Annotated in this window: 17 protein-coding genes; 7 read left to right on the forward strand and 10 right to left on the reverse strand. The window is 62.3% G+C overall.

What is annotated here, in order from left to right; translation table 11 throughout:
- Positions 1-14: 14 nt before the first annotated feature.
- Positions 15-2,285, forward strand: coding sequence for an ATP-dependent Clp protease ATP-binding subunit ClpA (gene clpA, locus HU767_RS20140; RefSeq protein ID WP_024616766.1), 2,271 nt, complete (start codon positions 15-17; stop codon positions 2,283-2,285).
- A 748-nt stretch (positions 2,286-3,033) separates the two neighbouring features.
- On the opposite strand, the gene infA is transcribed toward clpA, so the two are convergent.
- From infA to trxB, 4 genes are all read right to left on the reverse strand, one after another.
- Positions 3,034-3,252, reverse strand: a complete 219-nt coding sequence (infA, locus tag HU767_RS20145; RefSeq protein ID WP_002553999.1) for a translation initiation factor IF-1 — start codon at positions 3,250-3,252, stop codon at positions 3,034-3,036.
- Positions 3,253-3,374: 122 nt separating this feature from the next.
- Complete coding sequence (locus tag HU767_RS20150; protein ID WP_186710162.1) at positions 3,375-4,082, reverse strand: arginyltransferase; 708 nt, start codon at positions 4,080-4,082, stop codon at positions 3,375-3,377.
- Positions 4,083-4,139: 57 nt separating this feature from the next.
- Entirely contained in the window at positions 4,140-4,820 is a 681-nt protein-coding gene (aat, locus tag HU767_RS20155; protein ID WP_186710169.1) for a leucyl/phenylalanyl-tRNA--protein transferase, read from the reverse strand.
- 76 nt (positions 4,821-4,896) lie between these two features.
- A complete protein-coding gene (gene trxB, locus HU767_RS20160) occupies positions 4,897-5,856 on the reverse strand; it encodes a thioredoxin-disulfide reductase (protein ID WP_186710171.1) in 960 nt (319 codons plus the stop codon).
- A gap of 319 nt (positions 5,857-6,175) precedes the next feature.
- Between trxB and HU767_RS20165 the strand changes: the two genes are divergently transcribed.
- The 6 genes from HU767_RS20165 (at position 6,176) to cysG (ending at position 13,803) form a co-directional block, all read left to right on the forward strand.
- Positions 6,176-8,581, forward strand: coding sequence for a DNA translocase FtsK (locus tag HU767_RS20165; protein WP_186710172.1), 2,406 nt, complete (start codon positions 6,176-6,178; stop codon positions 8,579-8,581).
- Between the two features lie 58 nt (positions 8,582-8,639).
- The gene (gene lolA, locus HU767_RS20170; protein WP_186710180.1) at positions 8,640-9,263 is read left to right on the forward strand and encodes an outer membrane lipoprotein chaperone LolA; all 624 of its coding nucleotides are present in this window, start codon (positions 8,640-8,642) and stop codon (positions 9,261-9,263) included.
- A gap of 152 nt (positions 9,264-9,415) precedes the next feature.
- Positions 9,416-10,741 (forward strand): replication-associated recombination protein A, encoded by a 1,326-nt coding sequence (locus HU767_RS20175; RefSeq protein WP_186710181.1) that lies wholly within the window; start codon positions 9,416-9,418, stop codon positions 10,739-10,741.
- The gene (gene crcB, locus HU767_RS20180) at positions 10,738-11,112 is read left to right on the forward strand and encodes a fluoride efflux transporter CrcB (protein ID WP_018608522.1); all 375 of its coding nucleotides are present in this window, start codon (positions 10,738-10,740) and stop codon (positions 11,110-11,112) included. Before HU767_RS20175 ends, crcB begins: the two co-directional genes overlap by 4 nt.
- 15 nt (positions 11,113-11,127) lie before the next feature.
- The gene (serS, locus tag HU767_RS20185; RefSeq protein WP_053185694.1) at positions 11,128-12,408 is read left to right on the forward strand and encodes a serine--tRNA ligase; all 1,281 of its coding nucleotides are present in this window, start codon (positions 11,128-11,130) and stop codon (positions 12,406-12,408) included.
- Positions 12,409-13,803, forward strand: a complete 1,395-nt coding sequence (gene cysG, locus HU767_RS20190) for a siroheme synthase CysG (RefSeq protein ID WP_186730314.1) — start codon at positions 12,409-12,411, stop codon at positions 13,801-13,803. It begins immediately after the preceding gene.
- A 139-nt stretch (positions 13,804-13,942) separates the two neighbouring features.
- Here the strand turns inward: cysG and HU767_RS20195 are convergent, their stop codons facing one another.
- The 6 genes from HU767_RS20195 to tusD all read right to left on the reverse strand — a co-directional run bounded on the left by HU767_RS20195 (position 13,943) and on the right by tusD (position 17,413).
- On the reverse strand, positions 13,943-14,947 hold the full coding sequence (locus tag HU767_RS20195) for a glutathione S-transferase family protein (protein WP_186730315.1): 1,005 nt from the start codon (positions 14,945-14,947) through the stop codon (positions 13,943-13,945).
- 88 nt (positions 14,948-15,035) lie between these two features.
- Positions 15,036-16,037 carry a glycosyl transferase family protein gene (locus tag HU767_RS20200; protein ID WP_186730316.1) on the reverse strand — a complete coding sequence of 334 codons (1,002 nt, stop codon included), beginning with the start codon at positions 16,035-16,037 and terminating at the stop codon, positions 15,036-15,038.
- Positions 16,034-16,369: a TusE/DsrC/DsvC family sulfur relay protein gene (locus tag HU767_RS20205; RefSeq protein ID WP_186710185.1), complete on the reverse strand. Its 336-nt coding sequence runs from the start codon at positions 16,367-16,369 to the stop codon at positions 16,034-16,036. Before HU767_RS20205 ends, HU767_RS20200 begins: the two co-directional genes overlap by 4 nt.
- Positions 16,366-16,659: a sulfurtransferase complex subunit TusB gene (gene tusB / locus HU767_RS20210; protein WP_186710187.1), complete on the reverse strand. Its 294-nt coding sequence runs from the start codon at positions 16,657-16,659 to the stop codon at positions 16,366-16,368. The genes HU767_RS20205 and tusB overlap by 4 nt, the downstream gene beginning before the upstream one ends.
- Positions 16,659-17,021, reverse strand: coding sequence for a sulfurtransferase complex subunit TusC (gene tusC, locus HU767_RS20215; protein WP_186710189.1), 363 nt, complete (start codon positions 17,019-17,021; stop codon positions 16,659-16,661). The genes tusB and tusC overlap by 1 nt, the downstream gene beginning before the upstream one ends.
- On the reverse strand, positions 17,021-17,413 hold the full coding sequence (gene tusD, locus HU767_RS20220; protein ID WP_053123601.1) for a sulfurtransferase complex subunit TusD: 393 nt from the start codon (positions 17,411-17,413) through the stop codon (positions 17,021-17,023). Before tusD ends, tusC begins: the two co-directional genes overlap by 1 nt.
- Positions 17,414-17,702 lie beyond the last annotated feature (289 nt).

A 17,702-nucleotide genomic window follows, 5' to 3' on the forward strand; every position in this document is an offset into this window, starting at 1 on the left:
TATGAGGTGAAGCTATGTTAAACCGCGAGCTCGAAGTCACCCTCAATCTTGCCTTCAAGGAGGCTCGTTCGAAGCGTCATGAATTCATGACCGTCGAGCACCTGCTGCTGGCCCTATTGGATAACGAGGCTGCCGCCACCGTTTTGCGTGCCTGCGGCGCGAACCTCGATAAACTCAAGCATGATCTGCAGGAGTTCATCGACTCCACCACGCCATTGATCCCCGTGCATGACGAGGATCGCGAAACCCAGCCAACCCTGGGCTTCCAGCGTGTCCTGCAACGTGCTGTCTTTCATGTGCAGAGCTCGGGCAAGCGTGAAGTCACCGGCGCCAACGTGCTGGTTGCGATTTTCAGCGAGCAGGAAAGCCAGGCGGTGTTCCTGCTCAAGCAGCAGAGCGTTGCGCGTATCGATGTCGTCAACTACATCGCCCATGGCATCTCCAAGGTGCCGGGGCATGGCGATCATTCCGAGGGTGAGCAGGATATGCAGGACGACGAGGGCGGTGAGTCTTCTTCTTCAGGCAACCCGTTGGATGCCTATGCCAGCAACCTGAACGAACTGGCGCGCCAGGGACGTATCGATCCGCTGGTCGGGCGCGAGGCGGAGGTCGAGCGCGTGGCCCAGATCCTGGCCCGGCGTCGCAAGAACAACCCGTTGCTGGTGGGCGAGGCGGGCGTGGGCAAGACCGCGATTGCCGAAGGCCTGGCCAAGCGCATTGTCGACAACCAGGTGCCGGACCTGCTGGCCAACAGCGTGGTGTATTCCCTCGACCTGGGGGCCTTGCTGGCCGGTACCAAATACCGCGGCGATTTCGAGAAGCGCTTCAAGGCGTTGCTCGGCGAACTGAAAAAACGTCCGCAGGCGATCCTGTTCATCGACGAAATCCACACCATTATTGGTGCCGGGGCCGCGTCGGGCGGGGTCATGGATGCGTCCAACTTGCTCAAGCCGCTGTTGTCGTCGGGTGATATCCGTTGCATCGGCTCGACCACGTTCCAGGAATTCCGCGGGATCTTCGAGAAAGACCGTGCCCTGGCCCGGCGTTTCCAGAAGGTCGATGTGTCGGAGCCTTCGGTGGAAGACACCATTGGCATCCTGCGCGGCCTGAAGGGGCGTTTCGAGCTGCACCACAACATCGAATACAGCGATGAAGCCCTGCGCGCGGCGGCTGAACTGGCCTCGCGCTACATCAATGACCGGCACATGCCGGACAAGGCCATCGACGTCATCGACGAAGCGGGTGCCTATCAGCGCCTGCAACCCGTGGAGAAGCGGGTCAAGCGCATCGAAGTGCCGCAGGTCGAGGACATCGTCGCGAAAATCGCGCGTATTCCGCCCAAGCACGTCACCAGTTCCGACAAGGAACTGCTGCGTAACCTGGAGCGTGACCTGAAGCTGACGGTGTTCGGCCAGGATGCGGCCATCGACTCGCTGTCGACCGCCATCAAGCTGTCCCGTGCCGGTCTCAAGTCGCCGGACAAGCCGGTCGGTTCGTTCCTGTTCGCCGGTCCTACCGGTGTCGGCAAGACCGAGGCGGCACGGCAGCTGGCCAAGGCGATGGGCATCGAGCTGGTGCGCTTCGACATGTCCGAGTACATGGAGCGCCACACCGTATCGCGTCTGATCGGTGCGCCTCCGGGTTATGTCGGTTTCGACCAGGGCGGCCTGTTGACCGAAGCCATCACCAAGCAACCGCACTGCGTATTGTTGCTCGACGAAATCGAGAAGGCGCATCCGGAAGTCTTCAACCTGCTCCTGCAGGTCATGGACCACGGTACGCTGACCGATAACAACGGGCGCAAGGCGGACTTCCGTAACGTGATCGTCATCATGACCACGAACGCCGGTGCCGAAACCGCGGCTCGCGCTTCGATCGGTTTCACCCATCAGGACCACTCGTCCGATGCGATGGAAGTGATCAAGAAGAGCTTCACGCCTGAGTTCCGCAACCGCCTGGACACCATCATCCAGTTTGGTCGCCTCAGCCATGAAGTCATCAAGAGCGTGGTGGACAAGTTCCTTACCGAACTTCAGGCCCAGCTCGAAGACAAGCGTGTGTTGCTGGAGGTCACCGACGCGGCCCGCAGCTGGCTGGCGGAAGGTGGTTACGACGTGACGATGGGGGCGCGGCCGATGGCTCGCTTGATCCAGGACAAGATCAAGCGTCCGCTGGCGGAGGAGATCCTCTTTGGCGAGCTGGCCGAGCATGGCGGTGTGGTTCACATCGACATCAAGGACGGCGAGCTGACCTTCGACTTCGAAACCACGGCCGAAATGGCCTGATCGTTAGCTGCAATAAAGCAAAAGGCGCCGAAAGGCGCCTTTTTGCTGGCTTCAGAAATACGCCGACTTCCTGTGGGAGCGGGCTTGCTCGCGAATGCAGTTGCACATTCAACATCTATGCAAGCTGACCCACCGCCTTCGCGAGCAAGCCCGCTCCCACAGTTTGTCTTGGGCAAGGCACAAGATTGGGTTTCGCCCCAATACCCTGTGGGAGCCGAGCTTGCTCGCGATGGCGTCGGTCCAGTCGACATTGATATTGGCTGACGCTCCGCTATCGCGAGCAGGCTCGCTCCCACAGTTTGTCTTGGGCAAGGCACAAGATTAGGTTTCGCCCCAAGACCCTGTGGGAGCCGAGCTTGCTCGCGATGGCGTCGGTCCGGTCGACATTGATGTTGACTGACGCTCCGCTATCGCGAGCAGGCTCGCTCCCACAGTTTGTCTTGGGCAGGGCACAAGATTAGGTTTCACCCAATACCCTGTGGGAGCCGAGCTTGCTCGCGATGGCGTCGGTCCAGTCGACATTGATGTTGGCTGACGCTCCGCTATCGCGAGCAGGCTCGCTCCCACAGTTTGTCTTGGGCAGGGCACAAGATTAGGTTTCGCCCCAATACCCTGTGGGAGCCGAGCTTGCTCGCGATGGCGTCGGTCCAGTCGACATTGATATTGGCTGATACTCCGCTATCGCGAGCAAGCTTGGCTCCCACAAACAAAAACGCCCGGCATCAGCCGGGCGTCTTGTATTGACTTGTTAGCGAGCGCGGTAAGTGATGCGCCCTTTGCTCAAGTCATAGGGCGTCAGCTCGACGCGCACTTTGTCACCGGTAAGAATACGAATGTAGTTCTTGCGCATCTTGCCGGAGATATGCGCGGTTACGACGTGCCCATTTTCCAACTCCACACGAAACATGGTGTTGGGCAGGGTGTCGACGACAGTGCCTTCCATTTCGAAGCTGTCTTCTTTCGACATGCAGTAAAGCCCTCGGTATCCAGTGAATGGCCCGGTGCAACTGCGCCAGGCAAAAGCGGCGTGCATTGTGCCCGAAAAAGGGGGGGCAAGCCAAGGGGTTCTAGCTTTTAAGCCGAAGGGGGCTAACTCAGGACAACCCACCGCTGGTTAACCAGCAATTCGATAGGCCGATATTGGGTCTTGTAGTTCATTTTCTTGCAGTTCTTGATCCAGTAGCCCAGGTACACCGCTTCCAGCCCCAGGCGCCGCGCTTCGTTGATTTGCCAGAGAATGGCAAAGCGCCCCAGGCTGCGCCGTTCCTCTTCGGGCTCATAGAAGGTGTACACCGCTGAAAGGCCGTTGGGCAGCAGGTCGGTGACAGCGATGGCGACCAGTCGCCCCTCGAGGCGGAACTCATAAAAGCGGGAAAACGGCAGGTCACGCACCAGGAAGGTCGAGAACTGATCCCGGCTGGGCGGGTACATGTCGCCATCGGCATGGCGTTGTTCGATGTAGCGCTGGTACAGGTCGAAGTATTCCTCGGTGAACTGCGGCTTGGCCGGGCGGACCTGAAGGTCGGCGTTGCGCTTGAAAATGCGCTTCTGCTGGCGATTGGGCAAAAACTGCGCCACGGGAATGCGTGCCGGGACGCAGGCGTTGCAATGTTGGCAGTGGGGCCGGTAAAGGTGGTCGCCGCTACGACGAAAGCCCATTTCCGACAGGTCTGCGTAGACATGCACATCCATGGGCTGGCTAGGGTCGAGGAACAGCGTCGTGGCCTGCTCCTCCGGCAGGTAACTGCAAGAGTGGGGCTGAGTGGCATAGAACTTCAAACGCGCCAACTCGGTCATGAATCAACCCTCGGATGAGCTTTAAATCTAATTGTAAGCCAGGAGCGCGGATGTCGCTCAGCAAACCCAAGTCGCACGGTTGGGTTGGTCCAGGTGCGCCTCCAGATACTCGGCGAACCGCGTACGCGGGATCGAGCGGGCGCCGAGGCTGTGCAGGTGCTCGGTGGGCATCTGACAGTCGATCAGCACGAAACCGGCGGCCTTGAGGTGTTGGACCAACATGGCGAAGCCGAATTTCGACGCATTGTCGGCCCGGCTGAACATGGATTCGCCAAAGAACAGCTGGCCCATGGCCAAGCCGTACAGGCCGCCCACCAACGCCCCTTGGTCCCAGACTTCCACCGAGTGGGCGAAGCCGCGCCGGTGCAGTTCCAGATAAGCGGTTTGCATGGCCTCGGTGATCCAGGTGCCGTCGGCGTAGTCCCGTGGCGCGGCGCAGGCCTGGATAACCGCGGCAAAATCCTGGTCGAACGTCACTTCATAACGCTGCTTGCGCAACAGCTTGCCCAGGCTGCGGGAGATGTGCAGTTCGTCGGGAAATAACACCGTGCGGGGGTCTGGCGACCACCACAGGATCGGTTGCCCCTCGGAAAACCAGGGGAAGCAGCCGTGGCGATAGGCCTGGATCAGCCGGTCGGCCGACAGATCGCCACCGGCCGCCAATAACCCGTTGGGATCGCGCATGGCTTTTGCCAGTGGCGGAAATTCGAAGCTGTTGCGTTGTAACCAGGTCAGCATGAGTGTCCGGCTTGTAGAAGGGGAGGGCGGGTGACGGGGCTCGTCCGTCACGAGCACCCGCCGGGAAGGTTAACCGTCAAACGGCCGGGATGTCATCGAGATACTTCTCCGCGTCGAGCGCGGCCATGCAGCCGGCGCCGGCGGAGGTAATCGCCTGGCGATAGACATGGTCGGCCACGTCGCCAGCGGCGAATACGCCTTCGATATCGGTCGCGGTGGCGTTGCCTTCGCTGCCGCCGCGCACGAGCAGGTAGCCGTCGCGCATCGCCAACTGGCCCTGGAACAGATCGGTGTTGGGTTTGTGGCCGATGGCAATGAACACCCCGGCCAGAGACAGGGTGCTGGTTTCACCGCTCTCGCTGTGTCGCAGGCGCGCGCCGGTCACGCCGCTGGCGTCGCCCAGGACTTCATCCAGGTTCTGGTTCCAGTGCAGCTTGATATTGCCGCTGCTGGCCTTTTCGAAGAGTTTGTCCTGGAGGATTTTCTCGGCGCGCAGCTTGTCGCGGCGGTGGACCAGGTGCACTTCTCGGGCGATGTTCGACAGGTACAGGGCTTCCTCGACCGCGGTATTGCCGCCGCCAACCACCGCCACCACCTGGTTGCGATAGAAAAAACCATCGCACGTCGCACAGGCGGAAACCCCTTTGCCGGCGAAGCTTTCTTCCGAGGGCAGTCCCAGGTACTGGGCCGAGGCGCCGGTGGCAATGATCAGCGCATCACAGGTGTAGGTGCCGCTGTCGCCGATCAATTCGAACGGGCGCTGCTGCAACTTGGCGGTGTGGACATGGTCGTAGACGATCTGCGTGTCGAAACGCTCGGCGTGCCGTTGCATGCGCTCCATCAATACCGGGCCGGTCAGGCCTTCGACATCGCCGGGCCAGTTGTCGACTTCCACGGTGGTGGTGAGCTGGCCACCGGCCTGTATGCCGGTTATGACAACGGGTTTGAGGTTGGCGCGGGCGGCATAGACAGCGGCGCTGTACCCCGCAGGGCCGGAACCCAGAATGATCAGGCGTGAATGCTTCACTTCGCTCATAAAAAACACCTCATAAGCCTTTGTCACAAAAGAGAATGCATGGTCCAATTGACGCGTGTGCACCTTGAGTCCGGCTATGTTGCTACCCAGCGCGCGGCCAATGCCTTGGCGTCGACAAACCCGTACAATGCATGGGTTTTGAACGCAGGGTGACCCAAAGATCAAAATTTTCCGCCGCGCCGGCAGTTTTCTGGATGCACCTCACAGTGGTAAAAGTAGTACCGGTTGTGCACATTCACTTTTTTACCTGCTCGTCATGGGCAGTTTTTTATAGTCATTCAACAGATGGACGCGCCATTGGCGCAGGAAAAGAAGCGTTTTGAAGAAATCCACCGCAGCACCCAAACCAGTCGTTCCGCTCTGGCGCCAGCAATTGCACTACCGGCTCAAGGAAGGTGCGTTGATCGCCATCGGCGCCCTGTGCCTGTTCCTGATGATGGCCTTGCTGACCTACGGCAAGGACGATCCGGGCTGGAGCCATAACAGCAAGATCGACGATGTGCAGAATTTCGGCGGTCCGGCCGGCTCCTACAGCGCCGACATCCTGTTCATGGTGCTGGGCTATTTCGCCTACATTTTCCCGCTGCTGCTGGCGATCAAGGCCTACCAGATCTTCCGTCAGCGCCACGAGCCGTGGCAGTGGAGCGGCTGGCTGTTCTCCTGGCGCCTGATCGGCCTGGTGTTCCTGGTGCTGTCGGGGGCCGCGCTGGCCCATATCCATTTCCATGCGCCCACCGGCTTGCCGGCCGGGGCGGGCGGCGCCCTGGGGGAAAGCCTCGGCGACCTGGCCAGGAACGCCCTGAACATCCAGGGCAGCACGTTGTTGTTCATTGCCCTGTTCCTGTTCGGCCTGACGGTGTTCACCGACCTGTCCTGGTTCAAGGTCATGGACGTCACCGGCAAGATCACCCTCGACCTGATCGAACTGATCCAGGGCGCCGTCAACCGCTGGTGGGCGGCGCGCACCGAGCGCAAGCAACTGGTGGCGCAACTGCGTGAAGTCGACGACCGCGTCCACGACGTGGTGGCCCCGACCACACCGGACAAACGCGAGCAGGCCAAGGTCAAGGAACGCCTGATCGAGCGTGAGCAGGCGTTGAGCAAGCACATGTCCGAGCGCGAAAAACAGGTGCCGCCGGTCATTACCATGGCCCCACCCAAGCCGCCGGAGCAGAGCAAGCGCGTGCAGAAAGAGAAACAGGCGCCGCTGTTCGTCGACAGCGCGGTGGAAGGCACCTTGCCGCCGATCTCGATCCTCGACCCGGCCGAGAAGAAGCAGCTCAATTATTCCCCTGAATCCCTGGCGGCCGTCGGCCACTTGCTGGAGATCAAGCTCAAGGAGTTCGGCGTTGAGGTCTCGGTGGACTCGATCCATCCGGGCCCGGTGATTACCCGTTACGAAATCCAGCCGGCCGCTGGCGTGAAGGTCAGCCGCATCGCCAACCTGGCGAAGGACCTGGCGCGTTCCCTGGCCGTGACCAGCGTGCGGGTGGTGGAAGTGATTCCCGGCAAGACCACCGTGGGCATCGAGATTCCCAACGAAGACCGGCAGATCGTGCGCTTCTCCGAAGTGCTGTCGACGCCTGAGTATGACAACCACAAGTCGCCGGTCACCCTGGCCCTGGGCCACGACATCGGCGGCAAGCCGGTCATCACCGACCTGGCGAAGATGCCCCACCTGCTGGTGGCCGGTACCACCGGTTCCGGTAAGTCGGTGGGGGTGAACGCGATGATCCTGTCGATCCTGTTCAAGTCCGGCCCGGAAGACGCCAAGCTGATCATGATCGACCCGAAAATGCTCGAATTGTCGATCTACGAAGGCATCCCGCACTTGCTATGCCCAGTGGTCACCGACATGAAGGACGCCGCCAACGCCTTGCGCTGGAGCGTCGCCGAGATGGAGCGCCGCTACAAGCTGATGGCGAAGATGGGCGTGCGCAACCTGTCGGGCTTCAACGCCAAGGTCAAGGAGGCCGAAGAGGCCGGTACGCCATTGACTGACCCGTTGTATCACCGCGAGAGCATCCACGACGAAGCGCCGCTGCTGCACAAGCTGCCGACCATCGTGGTGGTGGTGGACGAATTCGCCGACATGATGATGATCGTCGGCAAGAAGGTCGAAGAGCTGATCGCCCGTATCGCCCAGAAGGCCCGTGCGGCCGGTATCCACCTGATCCTCGCCACACAGCGGCCGTCGGTGGATGTGATCACCGGCCTGATCAAGGCCAACATTCCGACCCGCATGGCGTTCCAGGTGTCGAGCAAGATCGACTCGCGGACCATCATCGACCAGGGTGGCGCCGAGCAATTGCTGGGTCACGGTGACATGCTCTACATGCCGCCCGGCACCAGCCTGCCGATCCGTGTGCACGGCGCGTTCGTGTCCGACGACGAAGTGCACCGCGTGGTGGAAGCCTGGAAACTGCGCGGCGCTCCTGAATACAACGACGACATCCTCAACGGTGTCGAAGAAGCCGGCAGCGGTTTCGAAGGCAGCAGTGGCGGCGGTGACGACGATGCTGAAACCGATGCGCTCTATGACGAAGCGGTGCAGTTCGTCCTGGAAAGCCGTCGGGCCTCGATTTCCGCCGTACAGCGCAAGCTGAAGATTGGCTACAACCGCGCCGCCCGCATGATCGAAGCCATGGAAATGGCCGGGGTGGTGACGGCCATGAACACCAACGGTTCGCGCGAAGTACTGGCGCCGGGCCCGATGCGCGACTAATGACCCGGGCGGCCTGCTGAAGCGCCGCCCGCCCCCCCACGACTTCATGAGGACTCCCATGCGCCTGATTCGCATGCTGCTGTTGCCCGTACTGGCCTTGTCTACTTTGTCGGCCCACGCCGGCGAAAAGGACGTGGCTCGCCTGACCCAGTTGCTGGGTGGCTCCCAGACCCTGACCGCACGTTTCTCCCAGCTGACCCTCGATGGCAGCGGCACCCAGTTGCAGGAAACCGCCGGCGACATGGCCCTGCAGCGTCCGGGCCTGTTCTACTGGCACACCGATGCGCCAGCCGAACAGCTGATGGTCTCCGATGGCAAGAAAGTCTCCCTGTGGGACCCGGACCTGGAGCAGGTCACCATCAAGACCCTCGACCAGCGCCTGACCCAGACCCCGGCGCTGTTGCTCTCCGGTGACATTTCCGAGATCAGCCAGAGCTTCGACATCACCTCCAAGGAGGCCGGTGGCGTGATTGACTTCACCCTCAAGCCCAAGACCAAGGACAGCCTGTTCGACAGCCTGCGCCTGTCGTTCCGCAATGGCCTGGTCAACGACATGCAGTTGATCGACAGTGTCGGCCAGCGCACCAATATCCTGTTCACCGGGGTCAAGGCGAATGAGCCGATTGCCGCGTCCAAGTTCAAGTTCGACATTCCCAAGGGTGCCGATGTGATCCAGGAATAACCTGCCGGAACCCTATATGTGGGAGCGGGCTTGCTCGCGAATGCGGTGTTTCAGTTAACAATAATGTCGATTGATACACCGCATTCGCGAGCAAGCCCGCTCCCACAAGGAATCTCGGCAACAGGACCCCAGTGGAGGTTGCATAAGTAGTGATGGACCTGTTTCGAAGCGCCCCGATTGCCCAGCCATTGGCCGCCCGCCTGCGCGCGACCAACCTGGATGAGTACGTCGGCCAGGAGCATGTACTCGCCCGCGGCAAGCCGCTGCGCGAGGCCCTGGAGCAGGGCGCCCTGCACTCGATGATCTTCTGGGGCCCGCCGGGCGTGGGCAAGACCACCCTGGCGCGGCTGCTGGCGGAAGTCTCGGACGCGCACTTCGAAACGGTGTCGGCGGTGCTGGCCGGGGTCAAGGAAATCCGCCAGGCGGTGGAAGTCGCCAAGCAGCAGGCCGGGCAGTACGGCAAGCGCACGATCCTGTTCGTCGACGAGGTGCACCGGTTCAACAAGTCCCAGCAGGACGCGTTCCTGCCCTACGTCGAAGACGGCACGCTGATTTTCATCGGTGCCACCACCGAAAACCCCTCGTTCGAACTCAACAACGCGTTGCTGTCGCGGGCACGGGTCTATGTGCTCAAGAGCCTCGACGAAACGGCGATGCGCAAGCTGGTGCATCGGGCGCTGACCGAGGAGCGCGGCCTGGGCAAGCGGCATTTGAGCCTCAGCGATGAAGGCTTCCAGATCCTGTTTTCCGCCGCCGATGGCGACGGTCGACGCTTACTCAATCTGTTGGAAAACGCCTCGGACCTGGCCGAAGACGACAGCGAGATTGGCGTCGAGCTGTTGCAAAGCCTGCTGGGCGATACCCGCCGGCGTTTCGACAAGGGCGGCGAGGCGTTCTACGACCAGATTTCGGCGCTGCACAAATCGGTACGCGGCTCCAATCCTGACGGTGCCCTGTACTGGTTTGCGCGGATGATCGACGGCGGCTGCGATCCGCTGTACCTGGCGCGGCGCGTGGTGCGCATGGCCAGCGAAGACATCGGCAATGCCGACCCGCGGGCCCTGAGCCTGTGCCTGGCGGCGTGGGACGTGCAGGAACGCCTCGGCAGCCCGGAAGGCGAACTCGCCGTGGCCCAGGCCATCACCTACCTGGCCTGCGCGCCGAAGAGCAACGCCGTGTACATGGGCTTCAAGGCCGCGATGCGCAGCGCTACCGAACACGGCTCCCTCGAAGTGCCGCTGCACCTGCGCAACGCGCCAACCAAGCTCATGAAGCAGTTGGGCTATGGCGATGAATACCGTTACGCCCATGACGAGCCGGACGCCTATGCGGCTGGCGAAGACTATTTTCCCGATGAACTCGACCCCCAGCGCTTCTACCAGCCGGTGCCCCGGGGCCTTGAGCTGAAGATCGGCGAGAAGCTCAACCACCTGGCGCAACTGGACCGCCTGAGTCCACGGCAGCGGAGAAAACCTTGATCCCCTTGATACTGGCCGTTTCCGCTGGCGGCGTTGCCGGCACCTTGTTGCGTTTCGCCACGGGCAACTGGATCAATGCAAATTGGCCGCGGCACTTCTATACCGCGACGCTGGCCGTTAATATCGTGGGCTGTCTGCTGATCGGCGTTCTATACGGTCTGTTTTTGATTCGCCCGGAAGTGCCCATCGAGGTGCGGGCCGGGCTGATGGTTGGCTTTCTCGGCGGCCTGACGACTTTTTCATCCTTTTCACTGGATACGGTGCGCCTGCTGGAAAGCGGGCAGGTGCCGCTGGCCCTGGGCTATGCGGCCATCAGCGTATTCGGCGGGCTGCTCGCCACGTGGGCCGGCCTGTCCTTGACCAAACTTTGATAACGAGAGACCGACATGCTCGATTCCAAACTGTTACGTAGCAACCTTCAGGACGTAGCGGACCGCCTGGCTTCCCGTGGCTTTGCCCTGGACGTCGCGCGCATCGAAGCGCTGGAAGAACAGCGCAAGACCGTCCAGACCCGCACCGAAGCCCTGCAGGCTGAACGTAACGCGCGCTCCAAGTCTATCGGCCAGGCCAAGCAGCGTGGCGAAGACATCGCGCCGCTGATGGCCGATGTCGAGCGCATGGCGGGCGAATTGAGCGCGGGCAAGGTCGAGCTGGACGCGATCCAGACCGAGCTGGATTCGATCCTGCTGGGCATCCCGAACCTGCCTCACGAATCGGTGCCGGTCGGTGAAGACGAAGACGGCAACGTCGAAGTGCGCCGTTGGGGCACGCCGACCACCTTCGATTTCCCGGTGCAGGACCACGTGGCATTGGGCGAGAAGTTCGGCTGGCTCGATTTCGAAACCGCCGCCAAGCTGTCGGGCGCGCGTTTCGCCTTGCTGCGCGGGCCGATCGCCCGTCTGCATCGGGCCCTGGCACAGTTCATGATCAACCTGCACGTGACCGAGCACGGCTACGAGGAAGCCTACACGCCGTACCTGGTCCAGGCCCCGGCGCTGCAAGGCACCGGCCAGTTGCCGAAGTTCGAGGAAGACCTGTTCAAGATCAGCCGCGACGGCGAGGCCGACCTCTACCTGATCCCGACCGCCGAAGTCTCGTTGACCAACATCGTCGCTGGCGAGATCGTCGACGCCAAGCAACTGCCGATCAAGTTCGTTGCCCATACGCCGTGCTTCCGCAGCGAAGCCGGGGCGTCGGGCCGCGACACCCGTGGCATGATCCGCCAGCACCAGTTCGACAAGGTCGAGATGGTCCAGGTCGTCGAACCTTCGAAGTCCATGGAAGCCCTGGAAAGCCTGACCGCCAACGCCGAGAAAGTCCTGCAACTGCTGGAACTGCCGTATCGCACCCTGGCGCTGTGCACCGGCGACATGGGCTTCAGCGCGGTGAAGACCTATGACCTGGAAGTCTGGATCCCGAGCCAGGACAAGTACCGCGAGATTTCGTCGTGCTCCAACTGTGGCGACTTCCAGGCCCGCCGCATGCAGGCGCGCTTCCGCAACCCGGAAACCGGCAAGCCGGAACTGGTCCACACCCTCAACGGCTCCGGCCTGGCGGTAGGGCGTACCCTGGTGGCCGTGCTGGAAAACTACCAGCAGGCCGACGGTTCGATCCGGGTGCCCGAGGTGTTGAAACCCTACATGGGCGGCATCGAGGTCATCGGCTAAATGGACTATCTGCCACTGTTCCACAACCTGCGCGGCAGCCGCGTGCTGGTGGTCGGCGGCGGGGAAATTGCCTTGCGCAAGTCCCGCCTGCTGGCCGATGCCGGCGCGTTACTGCGGGTGGTCGCACCCGACATCGAACCGCAGTTGCGGGAACTGGTCAGTGGCAGCGGCGGCGAGTGTGTCCAGCGCGGTTACCTGGAGACGGATCTGGACGGTTGCGTGCTGATCATTGCCGCCACCGACGACGAACCGCTCAATGCCCAGGTCTCGGCCGACGCTCACAAGCGTTGCGTGCCGGTCAACGTGGTGGACGCGCCGGCCCTGTGCAGCGTGATCTTTCCGGCCATCGTCGACCGCTCCCCATTAGTGATTGCGGTGTCCAGTGGCGGCGATGCGCCGGTGCTGGCGCGGCTGATCCGGGCCAAGCTGGAAACCTGGATTCCTTCGACTTACGGGCAACTGGCGGGGCTGGCGGCGCGTTTCCGCAATCAGGTCAAAGGTTTGTTCCCCGATGTCCAGCAGCGCCGGGCATTCTGGGAAGAAGTGTTCCAAGGCCCCATCGCCGACCGTCAGTTGGCCGGGCAGGGCGGCGAGGCCGAGCGCTTGCTGCGGGAAAAGATCGACGGCCAGGCGCCGAACGCGCCGGGCGAAGTCTATCTGGTGGGGGCCGGGCCGGGTGATCCGGACCTGCTGACCTTCCGCGCCTTGCGCCTGATGCAGCAGGCGGACGTGGTGTTGTACGACCGCCTGGTGGCCCCGGCGATCCTCGAACTGTGCCGGCGCGACGCCGAGCGCATCTACGTCGGCAAGCGCCGCGCCAACCATGCCGTGCCCCAGGACCAGATCAACCAGCAATTGGTCGACCTGGCCCGCCAAGGCAAGCGTGTGGTGCGGTTGAAGGGCGGTGATCCGTTCATTTTCGGCCGTGGCGGGGAAGAGATCGAGGAACTGGCGGCCCATGGCATCCCGTTCCAGGTCGTCCCAGGCATCACCGCCGCCAGTGGTTGCGCGGCCTACGCCGGGATCCCGCTGACCCATCGCGACTACGCCCAGTCGGTGCGTTTCATCACCGGCCATCTCAAGGACGGCACCAGCGATCTGCCGTGGGCCGACCTGGTGTCCCCGGCGCAGACGCTGGTGTTCTACATGGGTTTGGTTGGCTTGCCGATGATCTGCAACGAGCTGATCAAGCACGGCCGTGCGGCGGACACGCCAGCGGCGTTGATTCAGCAGGGTACGACGTCCAACCAACGGGTTTTTACCGGCACGTTGGCGGATTTGCCGCGTCTGGTGGCCGAGCATGAGGTGCATGCGCCGACGTTGGTGATTGTTGGGGAAGTGGTGCAGTTGCGTGAGAAGTTGGCTTGGTTTGAAGGGGCTCAGGGGCAGGTCTGAAGACCGCGTTGTCCCCTTTCGCGAGCAGGCTCGCTCCCACATTTGATCGCGTTCAGCCGAAGAATCAAGGCCAACGCCAATCCAGTGTGGGAGCGGGCTTGCTCGCGAAGAGGCCCTCAACTGCAACAAAGATCCAGGATCAATCCCCAGCCCCGCGCCAAATCCCTTTCCCACTCAACCGCTCCCGATCATGGGCGACGGTAAAATCCTGCTTCGGCCCCTTGGGCACGATCCCATTCGGATTGATGGTTTTGTGGCTGCCGTAGTAATGGCCCTGGATATGGGTGAAATCCACGGTTTCGGCAATCCCCGGCCATTGATACAGCTCCCGCAGCCAGTTCGACAGGTTCGGGTAATCGGCGATGCGCCGCAGGTTGCATTTGAAATGGCCGAAGTACACCGCGTCGAAGCGGATCATCGTGGTGAAGAGCCGGATGTCGGCCTCGGTCAGGTATTCGCCCGCCAGGTAACGACGGTTTGCCAGCAACGTTTCCAGCCAATCCAGCTCGGCAAATAATCGGTCGAAGGCTTCTTCGTACGCCGCTTGGGCCGTGGCGAATCCAGCGCGATAGACGCCGTTGTTCACCGCCGGGTAGATGCGCTCGTTCAACGCGTCGATCTCGCCGCGCTGGTGTTCGGGATACAGGTCCAGGTCGTTGCCGGTCAAGCCGTCGAAGGCGCTGTTGAACATGCGGATAATTTCCGCCGATTCGTTGCTGACGATGCGCCGTTGCTGTTTGTCCCACAGCGCCGGCACGGTGACGCGACCGGTGTAGTCCGGCGTGTCGGCGGTGTAGCGCTGATGAAGGAATTGCAGATCGTCGAGTTTGTCACCCGTGGAGCCGTGGGCCTTGTCGAAGGTCCAGCCGTTCTCCAGCATCAGGTAGCTGACCACCGAGACGTCGATCAGATTTTCCAGGCCCTTGAGCTTGCGAAAGATCAGCGTGCGGTGGGCCCAGGGGCAGGCCAGGGAGACATACAAATGGTAGCGCCCGGCCTCGGCGGCAAAGCCGCTCTCGCCGGAAGGGCCGGCGCTGCCGTCGGCGGTCACCCAATTGCGGCGTTGCGCCTGCTCGCGCTGGAAACTGCCATCCTTGCTTTCATACCACTGGTCCTGCCAGCGGCCCTCGACCAACAAACCCATCTGAATGTCCTCGCTCAATAATCATTGGAGACGAGTCTATTCCCATAGGTTCGAACTAAAAGCGCAAAGGTTGGGCGTTAATGATCGGTTAAATCGAACGGTCCCGGGCGTCCCAATACTGCTGGGCTCTTTCGAACGCTTCTTCGCGAGCCAGGCCCAGGCCACGCAGGGCCAACGCCATAGTGGCGATCAGCGCCAGTTGCGGGTAGCTGTCCTCGACGTCACCGCGCCAGATCGCCTTCAAGTGCTCAGGGTCGAGGCGCTCGGGTTTGACGTGGCGCTGCTCGGCCAGTCGCGGCCATTCTTCGTCCCAACTGGCGCCGCCGGTGGTGCCATACAGGTGGCTATCGGCATCCGGGTTGATCTCGATCTCGCCGCCGTCGCCCTTGATCACGATGGCGGTGTCACCGAGCAAGCCGCTGGCATCGCGATGCACGGCCTGGTAGCCCGGGTGGAAGATGCTTTGCAAGCCGCAACGAGCCGCCAGCGGATTGAGGATCCGCGCCAGGGAATGGATCGGCGAGCGCAGGCCCAGGGTGTTGCGCAGGTCGATCATCCGCTGCATTTGCGGCGCCCAGTCCACCAGCGGCATGAAGGCCAGGCCGCCGTTGTCCAGCGCGCTGCCGACCTGTTGCCAATCCCGGCACAGCGGGATCCGCAGCAAGCCCAGCAATTGTTCGGTGTAGAGCCGCCCGGCGGTGTGAGCGCCGCCGCCGTGCATGAAGATCCGCACGCCGTTCTGCCCCAGGCATTTGGCCGCCAGCAGGTACCACGGCAAATGGCGCTTCTTGCCGGCGTAGGTCGGCCAGTCGAGGTCCACCGTCAACGCCGGAACCACCAGGCGCTCACGCAGGGCTTCGGTGAAGCCGGCCATTTCCTCGGCGCTTTCTTCCTTGTGCCGCAGCAGCATCAGGAAGGCGCCCAGTTGGGTGTCCTCGACTTTTTCATCGAGGACCAGGCCCATGGCTTCGCGGGCTTCTTCGCGGGTCAGGTTGCGGGCGCCGCGCTTGCCTTTGCCAAGGATGCGCACGAACTGGGCGAATGGGTGTTCGGCCGGGGTTTCAAGGGTCAGCGCTGGGAAGTCGGTCATAAGCAATTCGTCGGTTTGGGCAGGCCCGCCAGCTTGGCGGCGAGTTTGGCGGGAGTGCCTTTGAACAATCGGTTCAGGTGCAGGCTGTTGCCTTTGTCCGCCCCCAGTTTCAGCGCCGTGTATTTGATCAGCGGCCGGGTCGCGGGGGAGAGTTGGAATTCGTCGTAGAAGCCGCGCAGCAGTTCGAGGATTTCCCAGTGTTCGGGGCTCAAGTCGATGTCTTCGGCGGCGGCCAGGGCGGTGGCGACTTCGGCCGACCAGTCGTCCAGGTCGACCAGGTAGCCGTCCTTGTCCAATGCGATGGCGCGACCGCCCACGTTCAGCGTATTCATAGCCAGGTGTTGACCTTGTCGTGCTCGATCGACAGCTCGACGAAACCTGAGTAGTTGATGGCTTCGGCCCAGTCTGGCGTGTCCAGGGCGCGGGCCTGTAAGTCTTCGGCGAGCACGAACAGGCTCACGCCCGCAGCCTGCAGCACTTCGAACGGTGGGCTGCCCGGTTGCAACGCGTACGTCGCGTCGCCGCACAACAGCAGCGCATCCTGATTGCCCAGTACCCGCAGGCAACTGGCGAGGCGGTTGTCGCCGAAGGGCGAATGAGACAACACATGCAAAGTCGACATCAGAGGGTGATCACCTGGTCGTAGCGGTCGATGAGCGCGGCGATGTCCGCGGCGCCCAGTACTTTCACCTCGCCCAGCGCCAGGGCATCGGTGGCGACGCCGCGTTCGGCGGCGCTGTCGGCGCAGAGAAACAGGTCGTCGACACCGAACATCGGCAAGGCCTGCAGGTTGGCGCTCAGGTCCTTTTGCTGGACTGCCTTGGCGTTTTGGCCGGCGCTGAGCTGGAACACGCCGTCATCGAGAAACAGCAGGCCGATGGGCAGGTCGAACGCCCCGCCGGCGAGGACGATGTCCAGCGCTTCACGGGCGCCGGGGCCGGACCATGGGGCCTGGCGGCTGATCAGCAGTAAAGACTTGGCCATCATGCGCCTCCAAAACAGATCAAGCGGTCGGCGTCCTGGATTGCGTCGTGCAACTGGCCCAGCCCGGACAAGGCCCAGGGCGCTTCGACACTGGCCGCCGAGCGCTGATAGCGCTGGGCCTCTTCCTCGTTCAACACGCCACGGCGCAACGCCGCGGCGATGCAGACCACGCCGTCGAGCCGGTTGTCGCTGACAAAGGCGCGCCACTGCTGGGGCAGGTCCTGCTCGTCCTGGGGCGTGACGACACTGGCACAGGCGTTGTAGACGCCGTCCTGATAGAAAAACAGCCGTACGATCTCATGCCCACCCGCCAGCGCCGCCTGGGCAAACAGCAAGGCACGGCGCGAGGAGGGCGCATGAGCGGCGGAAAACAGCGCAATGGCGAACTTCATGACAGACCCGATCAGCAAAACTGCGGCCATGATAAAGCTTTATGGGCGGTGGGGCGATTGTGAGGAGAGGGCGAGGCCTTTGGAGGATGACCCTGTGGCGAGGGAGCTTGCTCCCGCTGGGCTGCGCAGCAGCCCCTGGATCAGGCAACGCAGTGTGTCAGGTTGAATGAGTTGCTTTTTTTAGGCCTGCTGCGCAGGCCAGCGGGAGCAAGCTCCCTCGCCACAAGGGTTCAGTGCTTGGCCTTTAGGCCATTGAGCTCGCAATACTCGGCCCACTCCATCCCCGCCA

Source organism: Pseudomonas sp. SWRI179 (genome assembly GCF_014268705.1).
Classification (GTDB): Bacteria; Pseudomonadota; Gammaproteobacteria; order Pseudomonadales; family Pseudomonadaceae; genus Aquipseudomonas; species Aquipseudomonas zanjanensis.